Consider the following 12,105-nt stretch of genomic DNA (forward strand, 5'->3'; position numbering starts at 1 on the left):
TATCTTCCAAAGATTGCGACCAGGGAGCGGACGCTTCAGCTCATCGCCGAGCGCAGCTTCTCCTTGTGGGCGAGGGCGGCCATGGCCGGCATGCTGCTCCATCCCTGAAGCAGCGAGCCGCGGCCCCATGGCGGCGCGAAATATTCGACGGCCCCCATCCACCCTTCTTCCAGGCAGGTTTCCCACCAGCGCAGCAGCGGATATTCGGCACCCGCAAGGCCATGCAGCAGGCGCTGTTCGGCATAGAGGCCGGAGAGGTACGGCCAATCCGATCCGTTATGGTAGCGATAGGCGAAGGCCGACTTCGAGCGGGTGTCCTTGGGCCGCTTGAAGGGCGGGAAGGCGCACATCACGCCCCAGTCGCCATAGGGCTGATCACCGTTGTTGCGGCTTTCCAGCAGGGCTTCCACTTTGCCAAGAACAGTTCGCGCGCGTTCAGGCGAAACGGCGCGGTAGCGGAGCAGGGTCAGGCTGTCAAGCGTCAGGTGGTCCTCGACGAAGTCATCCTTCATGCCGTAATCCGCATAGGTTCCGCCCGGCTGGAGGAGGGCTTCGTCGATTGCCGCTCGCGCTGTCGCAGCGATCGCTGCCGCTTTCGCGGTAATTTCGCCGTCGATTGCAGCGCCATATTCGACGATGACGTCGAGCGCGCCGATCCAAAGGCCGATATCGTAGGAGACGTAACCGTGCCGATAGACGTTGTCGGCCCAATCGCGGTCGTGGTTCGGTTTGACCGGAAGCCCGCTTCCGTTGACGTCCAGGGCGCAATAGCGGTTGAAGATTGCGACGACCTTGTCCCAATGGACCGCCATCGGCGCACTGTCTCCAGTCGCGCGGATGTAATCGCCGATCGTCAGAATGAAGAAGAGGGGGCTGTCGAAATGGTCGCTCCACCAGTCGCCGGGCCGAAGATGCTCCTCCTTGATGCGCGGATCCGTTCGGCGGACCTTTTCCCATTCCTCGGCCTGGCCCGGACCGGTGAGGATGACACCGCTCGGGGCCTCTCCATCCGGCTGAATGCCGCGCGCCAGCAGTTCGATCTGCGAGCGCACGGCCGCCGGCGCCCGGTCGAGCAAGGCCTGAAGCGTCCAGTAGCCGTCGCGATAATAGGTTCGTGCCGGCGCGCTATAGGCCTGGCCGGCGGCAAGGCCGCCAAAGGCGCCTTGCGCGTCCTGCCGAATGCTTGAAAGGGCGGCATGAAGGCTTTGCGAGATCATGCTGCGCATCAGCGGCGCGGCTTCGGGCATCTCGTCGCAGCGCGCCACATAGGCGTTCGCTTCAGCAATCACGTCCTCCGGAGTGAGGTCGAAAGCCCTGGTGGCTTCTTCGATCGACGCGCCGGCGCTGAGGAACAAGCCGTCCGGCCGCTGCTCGGCGATCACCACACCCCATCCGGTTCTGGCAATCCGTCGTTCTCCCAGCCGCTCGACCGGCTCACGCTTCGTCGTGCTTCCCCACCATGCGCAGCGTTGCGAGGGGACGAGCGTGCGCAGCCTCGCTCCCTTCAAAAACAGTGCGGGCGCCGATTGCGCCACATAAAGGCCGCCGCCGCTGGCCTCGACGCGGTTCGGGGCATAGGTGAAAGGCCCGCGCCAGCCGCTGAAGGTGAGGCTTGCGATCTTTCCGCAGCCCCAGACGGAGATTTCGATCTTGCCGTCGGGCCAGCAATCGCCCTGCAGGCGCGGAGCCATGAACGGCAGCAGTACCGGCTTGTCCGAAACGAGTTGGCCGTCGGCAAGCGGGGTAAGGATACGCGGCTTTTCACGCGGCGTCGTCATGGGCGAGCTCCTGATTTCATCGGGCTGTCTGGATGGAAAGTTCGTGCAAGCCAAGCATCAGGGCGCCGCGCATTCCCGCTTCCGGACCGAGGGATGCGGGTTCAATCCGCACCGCAAACGGCAGCAGGGACGACATGTGCTGCGAGACGAGGTCGACGAACTCGCGGCGCGAGCCGATGCCGCCTCCGAGCACCATCAATGCCGGATCGAACACCGCCTGAACGGCCGCCAGGCCGACCGATGCGGATTTTGCAAGCGTTGTTATGGCAGCGGAGGCTTCGGGATCGCCTGAACCTGCCCTGCGGAAAATCTCGCTGACCGGTACGGTCCCGTCCCGGTAAAGAGCCCGCACGGCCGGTGAATCGACCTGGTCCTCGAAGAGACCGGCCCTTGCTTTCGGCGCGGCGTCGTGCGGATCCGTGCCGAGCGGCAGAAGACCGAGTTCCCCGGCGCGGCCGTGATGACCGCGAAAAAGCCTGCCGTCGATGACAAGCCCCATGCCGACCCCGGTGCCAAAGGCAATGAAGGCCAGGGAAGCGCAATCCCGCGCCTTTCCGAGGGTCGCCTCTGCAAGTGCTGCCAGATTGACATCATTCTCGACAATCACGCCACAGGGCAATCCGGCCTCAAGGAGGCGGGCAAGCGGCCGGTCGACAGGAATTGCGAGGTGCGGCGACAACGAGGCAAGACCGGTCGAAGGCGAAACGGCGCTCGGTACGCCAACGATCGCCTTGAGCAGGGGGCCGCGATCGGAGTGCCGCTGCACAAGGCTTAGGATCATGCGGGCGATCTGCTTGAGAACGGGGGCACCCTCGCCGTGGACGGTCGGCTCCTCCATCGTCGCCAACAGGTTGCCGTCATGATCGGACAGTCCCGCGAGCACCTTGGTGCCGCCGAGATCAACACCGGCAACGAGACCGAAAGCTTTCGTGCGGCGATTGCCAACCGCCGGCCGCAGATCTGGCGCGATAGTTGAAATATTTGACAAGCGCAGCTCTCTTCATATATTTGTTCGGCAGGTTGACGAATTTATTATTGCCGAGCCCCTGGTCTGTCAACAACCAGTTTGAAATTGACGGACGTTCGTGGAAAAAGCAGAAGCAGAAGCAGACGAAAGCGGAACCTTATATCGACCGGAATATTTGGCCCATGGCATTGACTGAGAACGCACCTCCCGTGCTGCGACAGATTTCGGTTCGCGCCGTCATGGACGTATTGCTGCATACCGGCCCGACATCGCGGGCGGACCTGTCGAAAATCACGGGGCTCTCCAAGCAGACGATGTCAGAGGTCATCCGGGCTCTGGAAGAGGCCGGCTGGGTCCGCGAAAAGGGCATTACGACCGGCCGTATCGGCCGCAGTGCCATTACCTACGAGGTGAACGGTGCCGCCGGGTATGCCGTCGGCGTCGATATGGGTGCAACCACAACGCGGGTCGTGCTCGGCAATATCGTGGGGCACATCGTCGGCGAGATCGAGTATCCCTCCGACCGTCGCGGGGGCTATCACCAGCTGGAACAGGTTGAGGCAGCGCTCGCTCGAATCCTTGCCGATAGCGGCGTCGCGCGCGAGCATGTCCTTGTCGCGGCGATCGCTACCCCCGGCGTGGTCGAACCCACGACCGGTGCGCTGTCGATGGCCCCGAACCTTGTCGACCTCGACGGCATCGACATTGTCAGGACGCTCGCAGATCGGCTCGCCTGTCCCGTGGTCCTGGAGAACGACGTCAACGCGGCCGCGATAGGCGAATCCTGGCAGGGCCACGCCGTCGCAGTCGATACGGTCGCATTCATCTCACTCGGTACCGGCATCGGCCTTGGCGTGCTTCAGGACGGCAAACTGATGCGTGGGGCAAGCGGCGCGGCCGGCGAGATCTCCTACCTGCCGTTCGGGGCCGATCCCTATGCCGAGGACAGCCTGGAACGCGGCGCGTTGGAATGCGCCATTGCAGCGCAGGGAATCAGCGATTTCTACCACCGATCCGGCGGGGCAAAGGATACGTCCGTTCGAGACATTCTGAGGCTTGCCGAAGAGGACGATCCGATTGCGACCAAAGTCATCCGGAAAGTCGGGGAGATCGCGGCGCTGCTGATCGTATCCGTGAACGCTATCGTCGATCCGACTATCATTATCATTGGCGGCAGCATCGGCCGCCATCCGCTGATGGTCCAGCGCATTCGCGAAGGCATCGCCAAGGCCAGCCGACGCAAGATAACCGTCGAAGCAAGCGCCCTTGGAAGCCGCGCCACACTGATCGGGGCGCTCGCCATCGGTCTCAATCACCTGCACAACCTTCTCTTTTCTCCACAGGCGCTTCCCGAACAACGCCGCCTTCCCCCGCCGGTCTAGGCGCGGCCTGCAGCCGGGGAGCGGCGCGTCCGCCCATCTTTCGGACGGTGAATCCGGACGCTCGCGCGCCGGATCGAAAACGGCTGTCAGCGTAAAATTCATGTTCGTCATCTTGACGAACTAATTCGATCCCCGCAAAGTAAAGGCTGGATCATACGCCGATCAGCGACCTTCGCTCGAATAGCTTACTGGAGGAACAGTGGACATGGCCGGTTTGAGATTGAACGATGTCAGAAAAAGCTTTGGTCACCTCGGTATTCTGCATGGCATCGATCTGGATGTGAACGAGGGCGAATTTGTCGTCCTGGTCGGCCCGTCCGGCTGCGGGAAATCGACCCTTCTGCGATTGATCGCGGGGCTCGAGAGCGTAACGGGCGGACGCGTTCTGATCGGCGACAAGGATGTTACGCAGGCAGCCCCCGGCGAGCGGGAGATTGCGATGGTGTTTCAATCCTACGCTCTTTATCCGCACATGACCGTCGCGAAAAACCTGTCGTTCGGCCTCGAGAACCTGAAAATGACGCGGGCCGAAATTGATGCGCGCGTCATGGAAGCGGCCCGGATGCTGGCCATCGAACCCCTTCTCGAGCGCCGGCCAAAACAACTGTCCGGCGGCCAGCGGCAACGTGTTGCGATTGGCCGGGCCATTGTCCGAAACCCGAAGCTGTTCCTGTTCGACGAACCCCTGTCCAACCTGGACGCGGCACTTCGCGTACAGACCAGGGGCGAGATCAGCCGACTGCACAAGCGCCTGGGCGCGACCATGATCTATGTCACGCACGATCAGATCGAGGCGATGACGATGGCGGATCGTATCGTCGTGCTCAATGCCGGTCGTGTCGAACAGATCGGCACGCCCCTGGAGCTCTTCGAGACGCCTGCAAACCGGTTCGTGGCAGGGTTCATCGGCTCTCCGCAGATGAATTTCTTCGAAGGCGATCTGCTGTCTTGCGGCCCCGGCGGGGTGGCCCTGCAGGTGCCGGGCTTCGGGGCGCTCAACTTGCCGCTGGAGGCGCCGGACCCCAGGATTGGCGAACCCGTCACACTCGGCGTCCGGCCCAGTCATTTCAGGCTGGCGCGCGAGTCGGACCGCGACGGTCTTCGCGTTCGTTTTCACGTAGACTATGCCGAGAGCATCGGAACGGAAACTTACGTCTATGGAACGGTCGAATCCAGCGACACCGCCGCGATTGTGCATCTTCCCGATCATGTGGCGATTGCGGACCGGTCAATTCTCGAACTTGCCGTCGAGCCGTATCGCGTGCATGTGTTCGACGGGCATTCGGGCACGGCATTTTCGAGATTGAAAGCCGATGCTCCGGTCGCCGCGCCGGCGTAGCGCCTCTCCTTCGTTCCCGTTCAGGATTGCTTCTCATCCAGCCGGCGATTGACACCCGGCTTTCGGGACTGCCCGAGGCGACGGTCGTCTGCGGCATGCTCGGACCGGTCGCCGCTGCGGCGGGACCGGCACGGAAGGTGGAATAATTTCAGGATCGGTAGCAAAAATCTTAATACTGCGTACCGATCCGTGTAAAACTGGGCTGTAATCGTCTCTCTTCATGGGATAGATGCTTTCTCAGCGACCGCCGCTGACAATTGTTTCCCAAGCCCCGGTCGCCTTAACGACAGCCCGCATGAAAACCGACGACGGCTAGGCATGGTTCCGGCCGCGCAGGAGGAAGATCCATGGCATCCGTTGCCGAGAGCGCCCCCCGCTTTGAAAAGACCGCAATGTCCATCCTGGTGGCAGTCAGCTTCTGCCACATGCTCAACGACATCATGCAGTCGCTGCTAGCCTCGCTCTATCCGCTCTTCAAGGCCAATTATAATCTCGATTTCGTGCAGATCGGCCTCCTGACCATGACCTTCCAGGTCACGGCATCGCTGCTCCAGCCGCTTGTCGGCATCGTCACCGACCGCTGGCCGATGCCCTATTCGCTGCCGGTCGGCATGGCGAGCACCTTCTGCGGCCTGATCCTGCTCGGCAATGCCGGCAGTTTCGAGCTGCTTCTGGTTGCCGCCAGCCTGATCGGTTTCGGCTCGGCCGTCTTCCATCCGGAATCCTCGCGTGTCGCGCGTCTCGCCTCCGGCGGCCGCCACGGCTTTGCCCAGTCCTTCTTCCAGGTGGGCGGCAATGCCGGCCAGGCGATCGGTCCGCTGCTGGCTGCCTTCATCGTGCTGCCGAACGGCCAGCACAGCGTATCCTGGCTGTCCGGCATCGCCATGGTCGGCATGGTGGTGCTGAGCTGGGTCGGCAATTGGTACATGAGCCACCGCCGCCAGAATGCCAGCAAGCCGGCGCCAAGCCGTACGCTGCCCCTGCCGCAGAGCAAGGTGGTCTGGGCGCTGCTGATCCTCGTCCTGCTGACGGCGACGAAGAACGTCTATATGGCGAGCGTCTCGAGCTATTTCACCTTCTATGTCATCGACCGCTTCCAGCTCGACGTGCAGCAGGCGCAGCTCATGCTCTTCCTGTTCCTGGGTTCGGTCGCCGCCGGCACTTTCCTCGGCGGACCGATCGGCGACCGTTTCGGTGCCCGCTTCGTTATCTGGTTCTCCATCCTCGGCGTCATCCCCTTCGCGCTGCTCTTGCCCTATGCGAACCTGTTCTGGACGGGTGTGCTCAGCGTCGTCATCGGCCTGGTCTTTGCGTCGGCCTTCTCGGCCATCGTCGTCTTCGCGCAGGAGCTGGTACCGGGGCGCGTCGGTCTGATTGCCGGCGTCTTCTTCGGCTTCGCCTTCGGCGCGGGCGGTCTCGGAGCTGCTTTCCTCGGCGATTTTGCCGACTCGCACGGCATTGCCTTCGTCTACCGCATCTGCTCCTACCTGCCGTTGCTCGGCCTGCTCACCATTTTCCTGCCGCGCATCCCGAAACATCGCGCAGCCTGAACATCGCGCTTCGCGAGACGGCAAGGGCACCGGACGGTCCTCCGGTGCCCTTGCCGTTGCGAGCAAGCGCCGCGGACGGCCTCGGTCCGGACGAACATATTTTTCGCGGTGTTTCGCGAAGACGGATAGTCATTCCTTTAATCTACTATTTTGATGGATAATATCCGTTTCAGGATGTTGCCCTCGACGGCGCGATAGCGGAAGGAAATGATATGTCTGCACCCAAACTGGTCGGTCTTGCCGGCAGCTTCAATCGTCCCTCGAAGACCTTTGCGCTTGTGGAAAATATCGCCGGCCTTGCCGCCGAGGCATATGGCTTCAACAATACGATCTATGACCTGACCGATGTCGGCCCGTCGCTTGGCCAGGCGCTGCGTCGTGACGATCTCGACAATCGCGCCAGGGAAATCATCGCCGATATCGTCGCTGCGGATGCGATCGTCATCGGCGCGCCGACCTTCAAGGGCAGCTATCCGGGCCTCTTCAAGCACCTGATCGATCTCATCGATCCGCATGAACTGCGTGCCAAGCCGATCGTCATTACCGCGACCGGCGGCGGCGATCGGCACGCGCTGATGGTCGAACATCAGCTTCGCCCGCTTTTCGGCTTCTTCATGGCCCACACCTTGCCGACGGCGATCTATGCGTCCGATCGCGACTTCACAGACTATCGCGTCTCCTCCGAGCAGTTGTCCAAGCGCATCGGGGAAGTCATCGGCGAACTTGCCGCTTTCTTTCCGGCCAAAGGCTCGACGTTGATCGCAGCGGAATGACTGCAATCCCGAGACTGATCTTCAGCGGCGCCTGCGGGGCGCCGCTTTCGTTTGAGCATCGCTAAATGCCGATTCTATCCATAAATTTGATAGAATATTATCCTGCCGACTTTGACGGGGCGGCAAGAGTTTTTCCGGCGACGGGAAGACATCGGACGTTCGTGCTTCGCTCGCAAGGAACGCATTTGCAATGATCCGCCTGCTCGGGGCTCTGCCTCATTCAGTCAGACGGGACAAAAAATGACCAAGAACAAGAATATCAGCGCTATTTCGATTTCGCGCCGCGCGGCTCTCGCTGTTGCCGCTTCTGCGGCCACGCTCATCGCCTTTGCTGCGCCTGCGCCTTCCTTTGCCGAAGACAAGTCGATCAAGGTCGGCATCATGAGCGGCGAGGATGAGGATGTCTGGCGGGTCGTCACCAGCGAAGCTGCCAAGAAGGGGCTCAAGATCGAGACCATCACCTTCAATGACTATACCCAGCCGAACGAAGCGCTGGAGCGGGGCGAAATCGACGCGAACGCCTTCCAGCATCAGCCTTACCTCGACAACCAGATCAAGCAGAACGGCTATCATATCGTCCGTGTCGGCTATACCGGCGTCTGGCCGATCGGTCTCTACAGCAAGAAGCATAAGTCCGTTGCCGAACTGCCCGAGGGCGCTGTGATCGGCGTGCCGAACGATCCGTCGAACGAAGGTCGTGCACTGCGCGTCCTACAGAACGAAGGCGTGATCAAGCTGAAGGAGGGCACCGGCATCCTGGCCACGATCGCCGATGTGGCCGAGAACCCGAAGAATATCGAGATCAGGGAACTGGATGCCGGTATCGTCGGACGCTCGATCGACGACCTCGACGCCGGCGTCGTCAATACCGACTGGGCGCTGAAAAGCGGTCTTTCGCCGGCAGAGCGTATCGCGCAGGAGCCGATCGCCGACAATCCCTATCGCAACTTCATCGCCGTCAAGGAAGAGAACAAGGATGCTGATTGGGTGAAGACCCTCGTTTCCTCCTATCAGAACGACATCGTGAAGGCCGAGTTCGAGAAGGTCTACAAGGGTACCGGTCTTAGCGCCTATTGAAGGAGACGCCCCTGAGGGCGCCGACAACCGAGGCGGCCCGGGCCTTTGCCGGGGCCGCCTTCAGCGTTTGTGAAGGAACGAGCATGAATTCAATAGTCTCCGCTTCAAGAATCGGGACGCCGGCGGCTGACGCAGAGGAGGTCGTTCGACTGACCGATATCCGGCGCAGATTCGGCGCAACACCGGCCCTCGACGGCATTTCGCTGAGTGTCAGGAAGGGCGAAATCCTCGGCATTATCGGACGCAGCGGCGCCGGAAAGTCGACACTGATCCGCTGCCTCAATGGTCTGGAGCGTGCCGACAGCGGCGAGATCATCATCGAGGGCCGCAACATTGCAGGCCTTGCGGAAAAGGACCTTCAGCCCTTGCGGCGGCGCATCGGCATGATCTTCCAGCATTTCAACCTGCTCTCGGCCAAGACCGTCGAGGAGAATGTCGCGCTGCCGTTGAAGATCGAAGGGATCGCCAAGGCCGAGCGGCTGAAACGGGCTCATGAACTGCTGGATCTGGTCGGTCTCTCGGACAAGGCCAGCGCCTATCCGTCGTCGCTGTCCGGTGGCCAGAAGCAGCGTGTCGGCATAGCCCGCGCGCTCGCCGCCCGCCCGGCTCTCCTGCTCTCCGACGAGGCGACTTCGGCGCTCGACCCGGAAACGACGCGCTCGATCCTCGCTCTGCTGAAGGATATCAATCGTAAGCTTGGGCTTACGATCCTTTTGATAACGCATGAGATGGAAGTGGTGCGCGGCATTGCCGATCGCGTTGCCGTCATCGATGCCGGGCGCATCGTCGAAGAGGGCCAGGTCTGGTCGGTCTTCGGCGATCCGCAGGCGGCGATCACCAGGAGCCTGCTCGGCGGTATCCGCCCGCAATTGCCGGAACATATCCTCGCGCGCCTCTCGCAGACAGGCGGTTCCGAGGCGATCCTGAGCGTCGATCTGGCCGGGCCGGAGGCGCAGGGGGCGCTCTTTGCCGATCTGTCGGCGGCGCTGCCGCATTCCTTCCGCCTCGTGCATGGCGGTATCGATCACATCCAGAACCAGCCCGTGGCGCGGTTCTTCATCGCCGTTCCCGCGCGCGATCCGGCACTTGCCGGAAAGGTCGAACAGTTTCTGACAGCCCGGTCCGCCCGGGTGGAGGTGCTTGGTTATGTCGCCGATCATGATTAATCTGCTGCTGCGCTCGCTCTGGGAGACGGTGTTGATGACGGCCGCATCCGGCCTCATCTCGCTGGTGGCCGGCCTGCCGCTCGGTCTGGCGCTGGTGCTGACGAACCGCGGCGGCATTGCCGAAAATCTCTGGATCAACCGCATGCTCGGGGCCGTTATCAACGGGTTCCGCTCCGTGCCTTTCATCATCCTGCTGGTGGCGCTGATCCCGCTGACGCGGCTGATCGTCGGCACGGCGATCGGCACCTGGGCGGCAATCGTTCCGCTCGCCATTGCCGCGACACCCTACTATGCCCGAATTGCCGAGGTCTCGCTGCGCGAGGTGGACCGTGGCCTGATCGATGCCGTGCGCGCCATGGGCGGCAATCGCTGGACGATCATCCGCGAGGTCCTGGTGCCGGAAGCGCTGCCCGGCATCGTTGCCGGATTCACCGTCACGCTGGTGACGTTGATCGGGGCATCGGCGATGGCCGGCGCCATCGGTGCCGGCGGCCTTGGCGACCTCGCCATCCGCTATGGCTATCAGCGTTTCGAGACCAATGTGATGATCGCGGTCGTGGTCGTGCTCATCGTTCTCGTCTGCGGCATCCAGTGGCTAGGCGACCGGCTCGTCGCCCGCCTGGATCATCGCTAGGAATCACCGCCTGAACTGTGCGGCGGGATGGCTGGCGGATAGCCGCCCATTGCCGCCGAACAGTTTCTGCCGCAGCGGTCCCTCCGCGTAGTCCGCCTTGAACAGGCCGCGCTCCTGCAGCACCGGCACAACGAGATCGACGAAGTCGTTGAGGCTTTCGGGCGCCACCGTGCGGGCGAGGTTGAAGCCGTCGATGTCACCCTCCTCGATCCAGCGCTGCAGCGTGTCGGCGATCTGTTCCGGCGAGCCGACGATCGGCTTCATGCGGCTGCCGAGCACCATCTGGTCGATGATCTGTCGCTTCGTCACCGGTTTCGCCGCCTGTTTGGTGATTGCCGCCAGCGCCGACTGGTTGGCGTTGGTCGAGTTCTGGTCGATCACGTCATCCAGCCCGTATCTGGAGAAATCGACGCCGACGGAAGCGGAATAATGAGCGAGCGAGGCCTCGACGCTCGCATGCCGGCGATAGTCTTCAAGCTTTTCCTGCGCCTGGGCCCCGGTCTTGCCGACGACGACCGTGATTAGGCTCAGGATCTTGACCGCATCCGCGCCGCGGCCGTTCGCCTGCGTCTTGGCGCGCAGGGCATCGACCGTCGGGCGTGCCGACTGCGGGGTCGGCCCGGCGATGAAAACGCACTCGGCGTGACGGGCGGCGAAATCCTGTCCGCGCGCGGATGCGCCGGCCTGGAAGAGCAGAGGTGTCCGCTGTGGCGAGGGTTCTGCCAGATGGATGCCCTCCATCCTGTAATACTGGCCCTGGTGGCTGACCACGCGCACCTTGGAGGCGTCGGCGAAGACGCCGTGTTCCCGGTCACGCAGCACCGCATCGTCATCCCAGCTTCCCTCCCAGAGCTTGTAAAGGATTTCCAGATATTCTTCCGCCGCATCATATCGCGCGTCATGTTCCGGCAGCTTGTCGAACCCCATGCTGCGGGCGGCACTGTCGAGATAACCTGTCACGATATTCCAGCCGATGCGTCCCCTGGTCAGGTGGTCGAGCGTCGACATGCGCCGCGCCAGCAGGAAGGGCGGCTCATAGGTGGTGTTGACGGTGACGCCGAAGCCGAGATGCTTCGTGACGTAAGCCATGGCCGAAATCGGCATCAGCGGATCGTTGACCGGGATCTGTGCGCCGGTCTCGATGACCGGGGCCGGGCTGGCCTTGTAGACATCGTAGACGCCGACGATATCGGCCAGAAATATGCCGTCGAGCTTGCCGCGCTCGGCCGTGCGCGCAAAATCCGCCCAGTAGTCGAGATCGGTATAATTGACGGAGCGATCGCGCGGATGCGTCCACATGCCGTGGTTTATGTGCCCGACGCAGTTCATGTCGAAGGCGTAGATCTGCATTTTCTTCATCAAATACCGTCCTGAGATTTTCCACGGCCACTTTGCAGGATTGTCGGGCGGATCGGGAAACCACCGTTTCTTTCATGGAA

10 protein-coding genes are annotated in these 12,105 nt (G+C 62.3%); 7 read left to right on the top strand and 3 right to left on the bottom strand.

Annotated elements, in window-relative coordinates; genetic code table 11:
• Nucleotides 1-35: 35 nt before the first annotated feature.
• Entirely contained in the window at nucleotides 36-1,778 is a 1,743-nt protein-coding gene (locus ACU8HS_RS26470; RefSeq protein ID WP_447016044.1) for a glycogen debranching protein, read from the bottom strand.
• Between the two features lie 16 nt (nucleotides 1,779-1,794).
• Nucleotides 1,795-2,766, bottom strand: a complete 972-nt coding sequence (locus tag ACU8HS_RS26475) for an ROK family protein (protein ID WP_447016045.1) — start codon at nucleotides 2,764-2,766, stop codon at nucleotides 1,795-1,797.
• A 161-nt stretch (nucleotides 2,767-2,927) separates the two neighbouring features.
• Here ACU8HS_RS26475 and ACU8HS_RS26480 point away from each other — a divergent pair, with 161 nt between their 5' ends.
• From ACU8HS_RS26480 to ACU8HS_RS26510, 7 genes are all read left to right on the top strand, one after another.
• On the top strand, nucleotides 2,928-4,127 hold the full coding sequence (locus ACU8HS_RS26480) for an ROK family transcriptional regulator (protein WP_112569156.1): 1,200 nt from the start codon (nucleotides 2,928-2,930) through the stop codon (nucleotides 4,125-4,127).
• A 205-nt stretch (nucleotides 4,128-4,332) separates the two neighbouring features.
• The gene (locus tag ACU8HS_RS26485) at nucleotides 4,333-5,466 is read left to right on the top strand and encodes an ABC transporter ATP-binding protein (RefSeq protein WP_447016046.1); all 1,134 of its coding nucleotides are present in this window, start codon (nucleotides 4,333-4,335) and stop codon (nucleotides 5,464-5,466) included.
• A gap of 347 nt (nucleotides 5,467-5,813) precedes the next feature.
• Nucleotides 5,814-7,016 carry an MFS transporter gene (locus ACU8HS_RS26490; RefSeq protein WP_112569146.1) on the top strand — a complete coding sequence of 401 codons (1,203 nt, stop codon included), beginning with the start codon at nucleotides 5,814-5,816 and terminating at the stop codon, nucleotides 7,014-7,016.
• Nucleotides 7,017-7,228: 212 nt separating this feature from the next.
• Nucleotides 7,229-7,789: an FMN reductase gene (msuE, locus tag ACU8HS_RS26495; protein ID WP_112704417.1), complete on the top strand. Its 561-nt coding sequence runs from the start codon at nucleotides 7,229-7,231 to the stop codon at nucleotides 7,787-7,789.
• Nucleotides 7,790-8,029: 240 nt separating this feature from the next.
• Nucleotides 8,030-8,866 (top strand): MetQ/NlpA family lipoprotein, encoded by an 837-nt coding sequence (locus tag ACU8HS_RS26500; protein ID WP_447016047.1) that lies wholly within the window; start codon nucleotides 8,030-8,032, stop codon nucleotides 8,864-8,866.
• A gap of 83 nt (nucleotides 8,867-8,949) precedes the next feature.
• The gene (locus tag ACU8HS_RS26505) at nucleotides 8,950-10,032 is read left to right on the top strand and encodes a methionine ABC transporter ATP-binding protein (RefSeq protein ID WP_447016048.1); all 1,083 of its coding nucleotides are present in this window, start codon (nucleotides 8,950-8,952) and stop codon (nucleotides 10,030-10,032) included.
• A complete protein-coding gene (locus ACU8HS_RS26510) occupies nucleotides 10,013-10,666 on the top strand; it encodes a methionine ABC transporter permease (protein ID WP_112704419.1) in 654 nt (217 codons plus the stop codon). Before ACU8HS_RS26505 ends, ACU8HS_RS26510 begins: the two co-directional genes overlap by 20 nt.
• Nucleotides 10,667-10,669: 3 nt before the next feature.
• Here the strand turns inward: ACU8HS_RS26510 and ACU8HS_RS26515 are convergent, their stop codons facing one another.
• Complete coding sequence (locus tag ACU8HS_RS26515; protein WP_447016049.1) at nucleotides 10,670-12,025, bottom strand: LLM class flavin-dependent oxidoreductase; 1,356 nt, start codon at nucleotides 12,023-12,025, stop codon at nucleotides 10,670-10,672.
• Between the last annotated feature and the right edge of the window lie 80 nt (nucleotides 12,026-12,105).

Source organism: Rhizobium sp. KDH_Rht_773_N (assembly GCF_052946295.1).